Raw genomic sequence first — 14,124 nt, forward strand, 5'->3', positions numbered from 1 at the left:
CGACGGCGACCCGGTCGCCGGCCGCACGGGTTCCGCGTCGCGCGCACGAGGGCCGACTCCTGGTGCTCCGCACCGACGGCCGCACGCTCGACGGGACGGGCTGACGGCGAACGTCACGCGCTGCCGACCTGGCCTTTACCGGCTCGTCACCCCCCGCACGTAGGCTGTCGCTCATGGCAACCGCGCACGAGAGCGACGGCGCTCCGGTGGAACTCATCGACCCGGAGCTGCCCGCCTCCACCTACGTCCTCGAACCCGAGATCGTGGCCCCGCTGGTCCGGCGGGTCGTGACCTCGCACGACGGCGGGACGCACCGCAGCACGCTCCCCTTCACCGGCGCCCCGCTGGCGGCGATCCCGCTGTCCGGGCCGGGGGACGTCGTCGAGGCCACCCGCCGTGCCCGCGCGGCGCAGCACGACTGGGCCGCGCAGCCCGTCCGCGACCGCGCCCGCGTGCTCGACCGGCTCGGCGCCCTCGTGCTGGAGCGGCAGTCCGAGATCCTCGACCTGATCCAGATGGAGTCGGGCAAGTCCCGGCGCAACGCGTTCGAGGAGGTCGCCGACGTCGCGCAGACCTGCCGCCACTACGTCACGCGGGCCCGGCGCTACCTCGCCGACCGGCGCGAGCCGGGCGCCCTGTCGGTGCTGACCGGGGTGCGGGTGCACCGCCGGCCGGTCGGCGTCGTCGGCGTCATCGCCCCGTGGAACTTCCCGCTGACCCTCGCCCTGGCCGAGGCGATCCCCGCCCTGCTGGCCGGGAACGCCGTCGTCGTCAAACCGGACCCCCAGACCACGCTGTCGGCGCTGTGGGCGTCCGAGCTGCTCGCCGAGGCAGGGCTGCCGGACGACCTGTTCGCCGTCGTCGCCGGGGCCGGGGACGTGGGGGCCGCACTGATCGACCACGTCGACCACGTCGCGTTCACGGGCTCCACCGCCACCGGGCGGAAGGTCGCCGCCCGGGCGGGGGAGCGGCTCGTCGGCGCCACCCTCGAGCTCGGCGGCAAGAACCCGCTGTACGTCGCGGCCGACGCCGACCTGGACCGCGCGGTGCCCGGGGTGCTGCGGGCGTGCTTCACGAACGCCGGCCAGCTGTGCATGTCGATCGAGCGACTCGTCCTGCACGAGCGGATCGCCGACGAGTTCCTCGCGCGGTTCGTCCCGGCGGTGCGCGAGCTCACGCTCGGCGCCGGGCTGGACTACTCGGCCGACGTCGGCTCGCTGGTCTCCGCGGTCCAGCTCGAACGGGTCTCCGCGCACGTCGACGACGCCCTGGCCAAGGGGGCCCGGGCGCTGGTCGGCGGCGTGCACCGCAGCGACGTCGGGCCGTACTTCTACGCCCCGACCGTGCTCGACGACGTCCCCGAGGACGCGGTCTGCCACCACGAGGAGACGTTCGGCCCGGTCGTGGCGGTCACGCGCGTGGGCGGGGACGACGAGGCGCTGCGGGTCATGAACGACACGCACTTCGGCCTCAACGCCTCGATCTGGTCCCGTGACGTCCCGCGTGCCCGGCGGCTGGCCGCCAAGGTGGAGTCCGGCACGGTCGTGGTCAACGACGGGTACCTGCAGGCCTGGGGGTCCGCCGCCGCGCCGATGGGCGGCATGAAGGCGTCGGGGCTGGGGCGCCGGCACGGCCGGGAGGCCGTCGAGGCGGTCACCGAGGCGCAGAGCGTCGTCGCCCAGCGCGGTCACCACGTCGGGCTCTCGGTGGACTCGCTGTACGCGCTCGGCGGGGACGTGCCGAGCCGGGTGCTCACCGGTGCGCTGCGGGTGATGCGGCGGCTGCGGCTGCCCTGAGGCGCCGTCCAGGGCCCGGCCGGCCGGGAGGCTCGGCCGGTCCGGGGCCTCACGCGGACAGCGTGGCGAGCTCGTCGCGCAGGTTCGCCCCGGCCCGATCGGCCCAGCGGCGTCGTCCCGGCTCCGTCCGGAACAGCCCCGGTCCGGCGTGCAGGGCCAGGAGCTGCTCGAGCACGGCGGCGCGGCCGGCGCGGAAGTCGGCGTCGTCGACGTGGCCGTACTCGGCCCGCACCTGGGCCGTGTAGCGGGCGTACCGCGCCGGGGAACCGCCGAGCACCGCCAGGTCCGCGTCGCTGACCAGGGCCCCGATCAGGTCGGCGGGGTCCGGGTCGTGGTCGGCGGTCACCAGGACCAGCCGGGCCACCTCCTCCACCTGCTCCGGGTCCGCGAGCCCGCGTCCGGGGGAGTCCGTGGCCGCGGGTCCGGGGAGGTCCGCCGCAGCGGCGTGGCACCGCGGCAGCAGCGTGCGGGCCAGCGCGGCGGAGAGCTCCTCGTCGGCCGGGGTCGCGCCGTCGTGCACCGCGTCGTGGAACCACAGGGCGAGCGCCGCGCGTCGTGCTGCCGGGCCGCCCACCTCCGGGACCTCGGGGGCCAGCTCCTCGAGGGCGTCGAGGGTGTCGGCCAGGTGCAGACGCGCGTGGTAGACCCGGTGCGGTTCGCCCCAGCGGTCGATCAGCTCCTCGCCGACCTCGACGGCGCCCGCCGGGAGGGTCCCGCCGTCGGCCGTCCACAGCCGCGCCCACCGGGCGCGCAGCGCGGCGGGCTTTGCCCGGGCCCGTTCCCGGCCGGGCACCCGCAGACCGGACGCGGCCAGCCGCCGGGTGAGCTCGCGACCGGTGACGGGCACGGCCCCGGCCGCCACCAGGTCCTCGAACCGCTCGTCGGGCACGTCGTAGTGGTCGACGTCGAGGGCGCGGTCGGGGATGCCGGCCGCGCGGGCGAACGTCCGCAGCTCGTGCAGGGAGCGGTCCGAGACGAGGTGCGACCAGCGACGGCCGTGCGCCGGCCACGTCGGCGGGTCGACGAGCACCGTCACGACGAGGCCTCGTCCGGGGTGGCCTCCAGCGACCGACGCACCTCGCCCACGATCGCGGCCATGGCCGCCTCGGCTGCCGGGGCGTCCCCGGCGGCGACCGCGCGGGCCACCGCCTCGTGCTGGTCGAGCGCCTCCGGGGCGGGGGAGGCCGGCATGAGGCCCAGGTGGGTGCGACCCGACAGGACCTCGGCGACGACGCCTGCCAGGGCGCCGAACATCTCGTTGCCGCTGGTACGCAGCAGCAGCTCGTGCATCCGGATGTCGAGCGCGAGGAAGTCCTCGAGGTCGCCCCGGACCCCGAGCACCCGCATGCGGGCCGCGAGGTCGACGAGCTCGGCGCGCTCGGCGTCGGAGGCGTGGCGTGCCGCACCGGCGGCCGCGAGCGGCTCGACGGCGTGGCGCAGCTCGGTGAGCGTGCGGAGCTGGGCGTCGCGCCCGGGGCCGGCCAGCCGCCAGCGGATCACCCGCGGGTCCAGGACGTTCCAGTCCTCCATGGGCAGCACGACGAGCCCGACCCGGCGGCGGGACCGGACGAGGCCGAGGCCCTCGAGCAGCCGCATCACCTCGCGGGCGACGGTGCGCGAGACGTCGTGCTCGACGCCGATCGACTCGAGCGTCAGGACCGCGCCGGCCGGGACGTCCCCGCTGGTGATGGACCGGCCGACGGCGTCGAGCACGGGGCTGTGCAGGGCGGCGGACGGCATGGGGCGAGCCTACCGACGTCCGCGCCACCGGCAATTGGTGACACCAATGGGTTGTCAAAGGTGATACCTATGAGGCATGCTCGTGGGACGCATCCACCCCGACACGGAAGTCGATCCGATGGACACCGACGTCACCACCCCGGCGCACCGCCCGCCCGACCCCACCGCCGTCCCGCACGTCGTCGTCATGGGCGTCGCCGGCTCCGGCAAGACCACCGTCGCCACGCTCCTCGCCGCACGCCTCGGCGTCACCTACGCCGAGGCCGACCAGTTCCACCCCGCAGCGAACATCGCCAAGATGAGCGCCGGCACCCCGTTGACCGACGCCGACCGGGCCCCGTGGCTGGCCACGATCCGTGACTGGCTCAGCGCCGAGGCGGACGCGGGCCGGCCGGGTGTCGTCACCTGCTCGGCCCTCAAGCGGGCCTACCGCGACGTGCTGCGTGCCGCGCACGGCCAGGTGTTGTTCGTGCACCTGGACGGGCCGCCCGAGCTGCTCGCCGAACGGATGGAGGGCCGGACGGGGCACTTCATGCCGCGATCGCTCCTGCCGTCCCAGCTCGCCGCGCTCGAGTCCCTGGCCGACGACGAGCACGGCCTGACGCTCAGCATCACCGAGACGCCCGACACGATCGTCGACGCCGTCGCCGACCTGCTCGACCGCGGCTGACGCGTCCACCACCGCACCACCCTCCCTTTCCCACCCCCGATGTCGACGAGGACACCATGACCACCGACGACTGGACCCAGACCCTCACCGCCGGGCCGCTGCTCGGCATCGCCGCGGGCGCCGTCGCCCTGCTGCTCGTGCTCATCATCAAGGTCAGGCTGCACGCGTTCGTCGCGCTCGTCCTGGTCAGCCTGCTCACCGCCGTGGCCGCCGGACTGCCGGCCGGCGGCGTGATTGACGTGCTGCTCGACGGGTTCGGCTCGACGCTCGCCGCCGTCGCGCTGCTGGTCGGACTCGGCGCCATGCTGGGGCGTCTCGTCGAGACCAGCGGCGGCGCCACCGTCCTGACCGACGTGCTCATCGCCCGGTTCGGCGAGCGGCGCGCACCGCTCGCCCTCGGCGTCGCGTCCCTGATGTTCGGCTTCCCGATCTTCTTCGACGCGGGCCTCGTGGTCATGCTGCCCATCGTGTTCGCCGTCGCCCGCCGGCTCGGCGGGTCGCTGCTGCTCTACGGGCTGCCCGTCGCCGGTGCGTTCTCCGTCATGCACATCTACGTGCCGCCTCACCCCGGACCCGTCGCCGCCGCGGAGTTCCTCGGGGCGAACGTCGGGATCGTCCTGTTGGTCGGTCTGCTCGCGGCGATCCCCACCTGGTACCTCACCGCCTACCTGTTCGGACACTTCACGGGCCGACGCATCGAGCTGCCCGTGCCCCAGATCCTGGGCCGTGCCGACGAGGCCCAGATCGCGAACCCGCCGCGGTTCGCCACCGTCGTCACGGTCCTGCTGCTGCCCCTGGTGCTGATCTTCGCCAACACCGGCCTGGAGACCGCGGCGTCCGTCGGCTGGGTGGACGCGGACTCGACCGGTGTCGCGGTCGCCCGCCTGGTCGGGTCGACGCCGGTCGCGCTGCTGATCACGGTCCTCGTCGCCGCCTGGGCGCTCGGCCGCCGACGGGGGGTGGGCGGCACCGCCCTGGAGAAGACCCTCGACTCCGCCCTCGGCCCGGTCGCCTCGGTCATCCTCATCACCGGCGCCGGCGGGATGTTCGGCGGCGTGCTGCGGGCCAGCGGCATCGGGGACGCCCTCGCGGACGTCCTCGGCGACCTCGGGCTGCCGGTCATCGTGGCCGGCTTCCTCATCGCCGCCGTGCTGCGCGTGGCGCAGGGCTCGGCGACCGTGGCGCTGACCACGGCCGCCGGCCTGATCGCGCCCGCCGTCGCGGCCGGGGGCTACGGCGCGGTCGAGCTCGCCGCCGTCGTCGTCGCCGTCGCGGCCGGGTCCGTCGTGCTCAGCCACGTCAACGACTCCGGCTTCTGGCTGGTGGGCCGGTTCTTCGACATGGACGTCCGCACCACGCTGCGCACGTGGACCGTCATGGAGACCGGGATCGGCGTGATGGGCTTCGCGATCGCCGGGATCGTGTTCGCCGTCGCCTGACCCGGAGGCGGAGCGGAGCGTGGGGGCCGAGGGACGAGGCGCGGCGTGGAGCGGAGGCGCAGGGTCGGGCGACCCGGGGCATGGCCTGAGCCGGATCCTGAGCCACGACACGGCGGAGCGTGGGTGCCCCGGACGGGCACCCACGCTCCGCGGAGTCGCGGGCCCTGGCGGGCCCGTCGGACCGGCCGTCAGCCGGTGGCGACCGCCGCCGACGGGTGCAGCCGGTCCACGGCCTCGACGCTCTGCCGGGCGATCGCCAGCTCCTCCATCGTCGGGATGACCATGACCAGCGTCTTCGTCCAGTCGGGGGAGATGATGCGCTCCTCGCCCCGGGCGGCGTTGCGGTCGTCGTCGACGGCGATCCCCAGCGCCTCCAGGTCGGCGCAGACGGCGGCACGCACCACCGCGTCGTTCTCGCCCACGCCGGCGGTGAAGGCGATGACGTCGACCCGGCCCAGCAGCGCCGTGTAGGCGCCGACGTACTTGCGCAGCCGGTGGACGTACACGTCGAGGGCCAGCGCGGCGTCCTCGTCGCCCTCCTCGACGAGCCGGTGCAGCTCGCGGAAGTCGTTGACGCCGGACAGGCCGAGCACGCCGGACCGCTTGTTCAGCAGCGTGTCGAGCTCGTCGATGTCCATCCCCGCGTTGCGGGCCAGGTGGAAGACCACCGCGGGGTCGATGTCCCCCGAGCGGGTGCCCATGACGAGCCCCTCGAGCGGCGTCAGACCCATGGACGTGTCGATCGGCACGCCGCCGCGCACCGCCGAGGCCGACGCGCCGTTGCCGAGGTGCAGCACGATGGTGTTGAGGTCCTCGACCCGCCGGCCCAGCACGCGGGCGACCTTGCCCGCCACGTACTGGTGGCTGGTGCCGTGGAACCCGTAGCGGCGCACGTCGTGCTCGCGCGCGACCTCGCGGTCGATGGCGTACGTGTACGCCTCCGCGGGCAGAGCCTGGAAGAACGCCGTGTCGAACACCGCCACGTGCGGCACGTCGCCGAGCAGCTCGCGCGCGACGCGGATGCCCTGGACGTTCGCCGGGTTGTGCAGCGGGGCGAGCGGCACCAGCGACTCGATCCGGTCGATGACGTCGTCGTCGACGACCACCGGGCCGGAGAACTCCGCCCCGCCGTGCACCACCCGGTGCCCGACGGCGTAGATCCCGGCCCCGTGCAGCGCCGGGCCGATCTCGTCGAACATCCCCAGGGCGAGCCGGAGCGCCGCGCCGTGGTCGGCGACCTCCAGCTCGCGGCGCGTCCTGTTCCCCGCGAAGGTGTGCGTCACGATCCCGCTCGGCTCGCCGATGCGCTCGACGGTGCCGGCCGCGATCGCCTCGCCGCCCACCGGGTTGACCAGCTGGTACTTCAGCGACGACGAGCCCGAGTTGAGCACCAGCACCGAACCGTGCGCCCCGTACGCGCTGTAGGGGTTCGGTCGTTCCGAGGCGGGCAGGATGCTCATGCGGACTCTCCGTTCGAGGTCGACTGGGCCTGGATCGCGGTGATCGCGACCGTGTTGACGATGTCGGCCACGAGCGCCCCGCGCGAGAGGTCGTTGACCGGCTTGTTCAGCCCCTGCAGGACCGGGCCGATCGCCACGGCCCCGGCGGAGCGCTGCACCGCCTTGTAGGTGTTGTTGCCGGTGTTCAGGTCCGGGAAGATGAACACGCTGGCCTTGCCGGCCACCGCGGAGTCGGGCAGCTTGGAGGCCGCCACCGAGGCGTCCACCGCGGCGTCGTACTGGATCGGGCCCTCCACCGACATCTCCGGGTGGCGCTCGTGCACCAGCTCGGTGGCGGTGCGGACCTTGTCCACGTCCGCGCCGGAACCCGACGTCCCCGTCGAGTACGACAGCATGGCCACCCGCGGGTCGACGCCGAACTGCGCCGCGGTGGCGGCGGAGGAGGCAGCGATGTCGGCGAGCTGCTCGGCCGTCGGGTCCGGGTTGACGGCGCAGTCGCCGTAGGCGAGCACGCGGTCGGGCAGGCACATGAGGAACACCGAGGACACGACCGACGTCCCGGGCTGCGTCTTGATGATCTCGAACGACGGCCGGATCGTGTGGGCCGTGGTGTGGGCCGCGCCGGACACCATGCCGTCGGCCAGGCCCAGGTGGACCATCATCGTGCCGAAGTAGGAGACGTCCGTGACGATCTCGCGGGCCCGCTCGAGGGTCATGCCCTTGTGGGCGCGCAGCTCCGCGTACTCGGCGGCGAACTGCTCCACGTGCTCCGGGTCGGTCGGCGAGATGACCTGCGCGGCGGAGATGTCCAGGCCCAGCTCGGTGGCCCGGCGTCGGATCGCGGCCTCGTCGCCCAGGATCACCAGGTCGGCGATGCCGCGCGCCAGCACCGTGGACGCGGCCCGCAGGATGCGGTCGTCGTCACCCTCGGGCAGGACGACGCGGCGGCGGTCGCCCCGCGCCCGCTCGATGAGCTCGTGCTCGAACATCAGCGGCGTCACCACGGGGGTGCGCTCGACCTCGAGGCGCGCCAGGAGCTCGTCGGCGTCGACGCTCTGCTCGAACATCGCGCGGGCGAGGTCGTGCTTGCGCTGGGCCTCGGTGGACATGATGCCGCGCGTGCGCGAGGCCACGCGGGCCACCTCGTAGGTGTCCATCGCCGTGGCGATGATCGGCACGTGCGGCTGCAGCGCGGACGCCAGCTGACCGGAACGGCCGGTGGGGCGCAGCCCGCCGGTGAGGATGAGGCCGGCCAGGGACGGGAACCGGTCGGCCGCCTGCACGGCCAGCAGGCCGAGGACGACGTCGGTGCGGTCACCCGGTGTGATGACCACGGCGCCGTCGCTCAGGTGGCCGAGCATGTGCTCGAACGTCATCGCGCCGACGATGACCTCGGTGGCCTCGCGGGCCATGAGGTCGCGGTCGCCCAGCAGCAGCGTGCCGTCCACGGCGTCGGCGAGCTGGGCGATCGTCGGGGCGCCGAGGAACGGCTCCTCGCCGATCACCCAGGTCGGCAGGTGGTCGCCGGAGAAGTCCGCCCGGGTCGCGGCGTCGGCCGTGCGGACCGCTCCCTCGGCGCGGTTCACGACGACGCCCAGCGGCTGGGCGTGGTTGGCGCGCAGCTCGGCCAGGCTCAGGCGGGTCAGGGTGGTGACGTCCTCGATGCCGCGGTCGCGGCCGGAGACCACCAGCAGCACGGGGGAGTCGAGGTTCGCGGCCACGCGGGCGTTGAACGCGAGCTCCGTGGCGCCCGAGACGTCGGTGTAGTCGGTGCCGAGGACCACCACCGCGTCGCACTGCGCGGCGACCCGGTGGTAGCGGTCCACGATGCGCGACAGGGCGGCGTCCGGGTCGGCGTGGACCTCGTCGTAGGTGACCCCGACGGTCTCGGCGTAGCTGAGGTCGACGCCGTCGTGCGCGAGCATGAGCTCCAGCACGTGGTCCCGCAGGGTGTTGCCGGACGCCGAGGGGCGTTCCGGCACCCGCGAGACGGCGCGGAAGACGCCGACGCGCTGGACCTGCCGGACCAGGAGGTCGAGCACCCCCAGCGCGACCGTGGACTTGCCGGTGTCCCCCTCGGGGGAGGCGATGTAGATGCTCCGAGTGCTCACTGCCTGCCTGTTCCTCTGCACGGGGCGGTGGTCATCCCCATTCCACCGCATCGGGACGCGCGCTGCACCGATTCAGGGCGTCAGGTGCGTCACGCCGGCGACGGTCCGGTGCGGCGGCGGGCACAGGCCCGCCGCCGCACCGGGTCACGCGCCGTCGGTCACTCGTTGTCGCCGCCGGTGTCCTCCATGCCGGAGGCGCCCTCGCCGACCACGCGGCGCGCACCCGGCCACACCCAGTCGCGCACCTCGGGGATGTCCTCGCCGTGGGAGCGGGTGTACTGGCGGGCCGCCAGGCGCTGGTCCACCATGCGCTGGCGCAGGCCCGCGACCTTCGAGCCGAGCCCGGGGACCCGGTCGATCACGTCGAGCACCAGGTGGTACCGGTCGATGTCGTTGAGCATCGCCATGTCGAAGGGCGTCGTGGTGGTGCCCTCCTCCTTGTACCCGCGCACGTGGATGTTCGGGTGGTTGCGCCGGCGGTAGGTGAGTCGGTGGATCAGCCACGGGTAGCCGTGGTAGTTGAAGATCACCGGCCGGTCCGGCGTGAACAGGCCGTCGAAGTCCTTGTCGGACATGCCGTGCGGGTGCTCCGTCTCGTCCTGGAGTCGCATGAGGTCCACGACGTTGACCACGCGGACCTTGAGGTCCGGCAGCTCGTTGCGCAGGATGTCCGCGGCCGCCAGCACCTCGAGCGTGGGGACGTCGCCGGCGCAGCCGAGCACCACGTCGGGGTCCTCGCCCGGCGTCTCGGTGCCGGCCCACTCCCAGATGCCCAGGCCCCGGGTGCAGTGCGCGATCGCGTCGTCCATCGACAGGAACTGCGGGGCGGGCTGCTTGCCGGCCACCACCACGTTCACGTACTGCCGGCTGCGCAGGCAGTGGTCGTAGGTGCTCAGCAGCGTGTTGGCGTCCGGCGGCAGGTAGACCCGCACGATCTCGGCCTTCTTGTTGACCACGTGGTCGATGAACCCCGGGTCCTGGTGGCTGAAGCCGTTGTGGTCCTGGCGCCAGACGTGGCTGGACAGCAGGTAGTTCAGGCTCGCGATGGGCCGCCGCCACGGGATGTGGTTGGTGACCTTGAGCCACTTGGCGTGCTGGTTGAACATCGAGTCGACGATGTGGATGAACGCCTCGTAGCTGGTGAACAGCCCGTGGCGCCCGGTGAGCAGGTAGCCCTCCAGCCAGCCCTGGCACTGGTGCTCGGACAGCATCTCCATGACCCGTCCGGCGCGCGCCATGTGCTCGTCGACGTCGGGGCCGTAGAAGTCGGCGTTCCACTGCTTGTCGGTCGTCTCGTACACGGCCTGCAGCCGGTTCGACGCCGTCTCGTCCGGACCGAAGATGCGGAAGTTGTCCGGGTTGCGGCGGACGACGTCGTTGAGCCAGGTGCCGAGCACGCGCGTGGACTCCGCCACGGCGCCGCCGGGCTCAGGGACGTCGACGGCGAAGTCCCGGAAGTCGGGCATCCGCAGGTCCTTGAGCAGCAGCCCGCCGTTGGCGTGCGCGTTGGCGCTCATGCGCAGCTCGCCGGTCGGGGCCTGGGCGGCGATCTCCTCGCGGAGCCGGCCGCTGTCGTCGAACAGCTCGCCCGGGCCGTAGGACTCCAGCCACTGGTGCAGCACCTCGAGGTGCTCGGGGGTGTCGCGGGCGCTGGCGAGCGGTACCTGGTGCGCGCGCCAGGAGTCCTCGGTCTTCTTCCCGTCGATCTCCGGCGGGCAGGTCCAGCCCTTCGGGGTGCGGAAGACGATCATCGGCCAGGCCGGGCGCTCGTCGTTGCCGGCGGCGGCGTCGGCCTTGATGCGGGCGATGTGGTCCATCACCTCGTCGAGGAGCTGGGCGAACCGGCGGTGCACGGCCGCGTGGTCCTCGCCGTCGAACCCGCCGGTGAAGAAGTACGGGGTGTGGCCGTAGCCGATCATCAGGTCGCGCAGCTCGTCGTCGCTGATGCGGCTGAGCACCGTCGGGTTGGCGATCTTGTAGCCGTTGAGGTGCAGGATCGGCAGCACGACGCCGTCGGTGCGCGCGTTGACGAACTTGTTGGAGTGCCAGCTCGTGGCCAGCGGGCCGGTCTCCGCCTCGCCGTCGCCGACCACGGCGGCGACGAGCAGGTCCGGGTTGTCGAAGGCGGCGCCGTAGGCGTGCGACAGGGCGTACCCGAGCTCGCCGCCCTCGTGGATCGACCCGGGCGTCTCCGGGGCGACGTGGCTGGGGATCCCGCCGGGGAACGAGAACTGCCGGAAGAGCCGGCGCATGCCTTCGTCGTCGCGGGTGATGTCGGAGTACGTCTCGGAGTAGGTGCCCTCGAGGTACGAGGCGGCCACGAGGCCGGGACCGCCGTGGCCGGGACCGGTGACGTAGATGGTGGACTGCTCGCGCTCGCGGATCGCGCGGTTCAGGTGCGCGTACAGGAAGTTCAGCCCCGGCGTCGTGCCCCAGTGACCGAGGAGGCGGGGCTTGACGTGGTCACGCGTCAGCGTCTCGCGCAGGAGGGGGTTGTCGAGCAGGTAGATCTGGCCGACCGAGAGATAGTTGGCCGCTCGCCACCACTGGTCGATGCGCTCGACGTCGGTGTCCGACAGTTCGGCGACTCCGGTCTCCGCCCAGGTCGTGGTGGTCGTGGTCGTCGTGCTCATCTGCCGCTCCTCCGCTGGGGATGTCAGGGCTCGTGCTGGTGACCTCATTCCATCGCACCCGGGGCCGAAGTGCAGGGGGAGAACGAGGCGTCGGCCGTGACCGTTTCGTCACGTCCGTCTGGTTGGTGACCCTGTGGTCTTACCATACCGGATTCTCGGTGCGGCGCGTGCCGCGGATACCGTGGTGCCGTGCCCGACGCCCTGCCCGCCCGACGATCGTTCTGGGCGGTCGCCCGCCAGCCACGCATGCTCGTCGTCCTGCTGCTCCTCCTGCTCGCCGCCGCCGTGTGCGGCCGCCTCGGCGTCTGGCAGATCGACCGCGCCTACGAACGCGCGAGCCTCGCCGCCGAGCAGGAGGCCGCCGAGCAGGCGGCGGCCGGACCGGCCTCGCTCGGGGAGCTGCTTCCTCCCCAGTCGGCGTTGCCCGGTGAGCTCGTCGGGCGCGAGGCCTGGGTCTCCGGCACCTACGAGCCCGACGGCCAGATGCTCGTGACCGGTCGTTCCCTCGACGGGGTCGAGGGCTACCTGGTGCTCACGCCGCTGCGGGTGTCCGACGACGGCACCGCGGGGGCGTCCTGGGCCGACCTGTCCGGGCCCCCGGTGCTGCCGGTGGTGCGCGGCTGGGTCGACTCGCCCGACCCGGGGGCCGAGGCGCTCGAGGTGCCCGCCGGCGAGGTGCGCGTGACCGGGTGGCTGCAGGCCTCGGAGTCGACCGCCCGCACCGGCGAGGTGCCCGCCAACGCCGACGGTCCGCCGCTGACGCAGGACATCGCGTCCTCGGCGCTGGCGAACACCTGGGACGGACCGATCTACGCGGCGTACGCCGTGCTGACGTCCTCCGACCCGGCGCAGCCGTCGGCCGCGTCGGGCGGCCCTGCGCCGCTGCCGCGGCCGGTGCTCGACGGCGGGACGGACGTGGACCTGCAGAACTTCTTCTACGCGCTGCAGTGGTGGGTCTTCGGGCTGTTCGCCGTGGCCCTGTGGGTGCGGCTCGTGCGCGACGAGATGGCCGGCGGGCGCCGTGAACGCCGCCGCGACAGGCGTCCGGGAGATCGTGAGGGGCGTCGCGACGACGACCCGATCGGCACCGGCATCGCCGGCCTGCCCTCCTCCTGACCCGCCTCCTCGCGCATCGAGCGTGCTGGGTCTTTCCTCAACCGTCGCAGGTAGGGAAGAACCCAGCACGCCCGATGAGGGCCTGTGGATGACGTCGGCGCGGGACCGCCGGCTCCTGCTCTGCTGGGCGCCATGCCTCGTCATGCCCGGTCCGTACCACCGCAGCTCCGCGCGCTCGCGCACCGGCAGGCCGGGCTGCTGTCGAGGGCGCAGTGCCTCGACGGCGGGATGACGTCTCGGCATGTGAGCCGTCGGCTGGAGTCCACGGAGTGGGAGCGGGTCGTCCGCGGGGTCTACGACGTGGGCGTGCCCGAACCGGCGTCGCTGTCGGAAAGGCTCGACCAGCGGCGTCGCCGCAGCGCTCTCGTCGGTCCGCTCTCGCAGCCGTCGGGCATGGCCGTCGGCCTCGGCGCGATCGTGCTCCAAGGGGTGCGCGGCACTCCCGTCGAGATCCCGTGGGAGGTCGCGGTCGCCCGGGCACAGCCCCGGCAGTCGGCGGGCCCCGTCCGTGTCCGCCGGATCCTGGTCTCAGAACCGGTGCAGGTCCAGGGCATCCCGTGCATGCCGGTACCTCAGGCGCCGGGCCTCGCCGTCCCGAGCCTGAACCACATCGACGCCGTCGCGGTGATCGACTCGGCACGACGTCAGAGGCTCTTGTCCGACGCCGAGCTGCAGTGGGCCCGCAGTACCACCGTCGGTCGTCGTGGTGCTCGGTTGAGCTGGAGCTGGTGGGTGGAGTCGGATGCCCGTGCCGAGTCGCCGGCCGAGTCGTGGGCACGGGTGTCGTGCGCCGACGCAGGCTTCCCGCCCGACGCCGTCCAGCTGTGGGCATGGGCCGGCGACCGCTGGTACCGGCTCGACCTCGCCTGGGTGCTGCCCGGCGGAGGCCTGCTCATCGTCGAGATCGACGGCCGGGACGTGCACGACCGGGTGGACGCTCTGTTCGCGGACCGCGAGCGACAGAACCGGCTGGTCACCACCCGGACCATCCTGCGGCGGTACACGGGGCGCGATGCCCGGACCGGAGTGGTGGCGACCGAGGTCTCGGTGCTCCTCCGCCGGCACGGGTGGAGCCCCCGGCCGGTCGGTGACGACGTTGCCTACGACGTCGAGCGTGCCGGGTTCTTCCTCAGCCGGTGTAGGTAGGGAAGATCGCGGC

Annotated in this window: 10 protein-coding genes; 5 read left to right on the forward strand and 5 right to left on the reverse strand. The window is 73.4% G+C overall.

Translation table 11 applies throughout. The annotated features are described in order from the left end of the window. Window positions 1-173: 173 nt before the first annotated feature. Window positions 174-1,796, forward strand: a complete 1,623-nt coding sequence (locus PO879_RS03740) for a succinic semialdehyde dehydrogenase (protein ID WP_278236584.1) — start codon at window positions 174-176, stop codon at window positions 1,794-1,796. A gap of 49 nt (window positions 1,797-1,845) precedes the next feature. Here the strand turns inward: PO879_RS03740 and PO879_RS03745 are convergent, their stop codons facing one another. Further along, a complete protein-coding gene (locus tag PO879_RS03745) occupies window positions 1,846-2,832 on the reverse strand; it encodes a DUF4031 domain-containing protein (RefSeq protein WP_278236585.1) in 987 nt (328 codons plus the stop codon). Further along, complete coding sequence (locus PO879_RS03750; RefSeq protein ID WP_278236586.1) at window positions 2,829-3,536, reverse strand: FCD domain-containing protein; 708 nt, start codon at window positions 3,534-3,536, stop codon at window positions 2,829-2,831. Before PO879_RS03750 ends, PO879_RS03745 begins: the two co-directional genes overlap by 4 nt. Window positions 3,537-3,654: 118 nt before the next feature. Between PO879_RS03750 and PO879_RS03755 the strand changes: the two genes are divergently transcribed. Both PO879_RS03755 and PO879_RS03760 read left to right on the forward strand, forming a co-directional pair. After that, window positions 3,655-4,206: a gluconokinase gene (locus PO879_RS03755; protein WP_278236587.1), complete on the forward strand. Its 552-nt coding sequence runs from the start codon at window positions 3,655-3,657 to the stop codon at window positions 4,204-4,206. A 56-nt stretch (window positions 4,207-4,262) separates the two neighbouring features. Then, the gene (locus PO879_RS03760) at window positions 4,263-5,645 is read left to right on the forward strand and encodes a GntP family permease (protein WP_278236588.1); all 1,383 of its coding nucleotides are present in this window, start codon (window positions 4,263-4,265) and stop codon (window positions 5,643-5,645) included. 188 nt (window positions 5,646-5,833) lie between these two features. On the opposite strand, the gene PO879_RS03765 is transcribed toward PO879_RS03760, so the two are convergent. From PO879_RS03765 to PO879_RS03775, 3 genes are all read right to left on the reverse strand, one after another. Then, window positions 5,834-7,105 carry an acetate kinase gene (locus tag PO879_RS03765; RefSeq protein WP_278236589.1) on the reverse strand — a complete coding sequence of 424 codons (1,272 nt, stop codon included), beginning with the start codon at window positions 7,103-7,105 and terminating at the stop codon, window positions 5,834-5,836. Next, the gene (pta, locus tag PO879_RS03770) at window positions 7,102-9,267 is read right to left on the reverse strand and encodes a phosphate acetyltransferase (RefSeq protein ID WP_278236590.1); all 2,166 of its coding nucleotides are present in this window, start codon (window positions 9,265-9,267) and stop codon (window positions 7,102-7,104) included. The genes PO879_RS03765 and pta overlap by 4 nt, the downstream gene beginning before the upstream one ends. A 107-nt stretch (window positions 9,268-9,374) precedes the next feature. Continuing rightward, window positions 9,375-11,849, reverse strand: a complete 2,475-nt coding sequence (locus PO879_RS03775; protein WP_278236591.1) for a phosphoketolase family protein — start codon at window positions 11,847-11,849, stop codon at window positions 9,375-9,377. A 189-nt stretch (window positions 11,850-12,038) separates the two neighbouring features. Between PO879_RS03775 and PO879_RS03780 the strand changes: the two genes are divergently transcribed. Both PO879_RS03780 and PO879_RS03785 read left to right on the forward strand, forming a co-directional pair. Next, window positions 12,039-12,965, forward strand: a complete 927-nt coding sequence (locus PO879_RS03780; RefSeq protein WP_278236592.1) for an SURF1 family protein — start codon at window positions 12,039-12,041, stop codon at window positions 12,963-12,965. A 243-nt stretch (window positions 12,966-13,208) separates the two neighbouring features. Further along, window positions 13,209-14,111 (forward strand): hypothetical protein, encoded by a 903-nt coding sequence (locus tag PO879_RS03785; RefSeq protein WP_278236593.1) that lies wholly within the window; start codon window positions 13,209-13,211, stop codon window positions 14,109-14,111. Window positions 14,112-14,124 lie beyond the last annotated feature (13 nt).

Source organism: Isoptericola sp. AK164 (genome assembly GCF_029643425.1).
Lineage (GTDB): Bacteria > Actinomycetota > Actinomycetes > Actinomycetales > Cellulomonadaceae > Isoptericola > Isoptericola haloaureus.

What these genes read in the sequence shown, in the direction of transcription:
- PO879_RS03740 (WP_278236584.1), top strand. Translation starts at nt 174, where the DNA reads ATGGCAACCGCGCACGAGAGCGACGGCGCTCCGGTGGAACTCATCGAC.
- PO879_RS03750 (WP_278236586.1), bottom strand. Translation starts at nt 3,536, where the DNA reads ATGCCGTCCGCCGCCCTGCACAGCCCCGTGCTCGACGCCGTCGGCCGG.
- PO879_RS03755 (WP_278236587.1), top strand. Translation starts at nt 3,655, where the DNA reads ATGGACACCGACGTCACCACCCCGGCGCACCGCCCGCCCGACCCCACC.
- PO879_RS03760 (WP_278236588.1), top strand. Translation starts at nt 4,263, where the DNA reads ATGACCACCGACGACTGGACCCAGACCCTCACCGCCGGGCCGCTGCTC.
- PO879_RS03765 (WP_278236589.1), bottom strand. Translation starts at nt 7,105, where the DNA reads ATGAGCATCCTGCCCGCCTCGGAACGACCGAACCCCTACAGCGCGTAC.
- pta (WP_278236590.1), bottom strand. Translation starts at nt 9,267, where the DNA reads ATGCGGTGGAATGGGGATGACCACCGCCCCGTGCAGAGGAACAGGCAG.
- PO879_RS03775 (WP_278236591.1), bottom strand. Translation starts at nt 11,849, where the DNA reads ATGAGCACGACGACCACGACCACCACGACCTGGGCGGAGACCGGAGTC.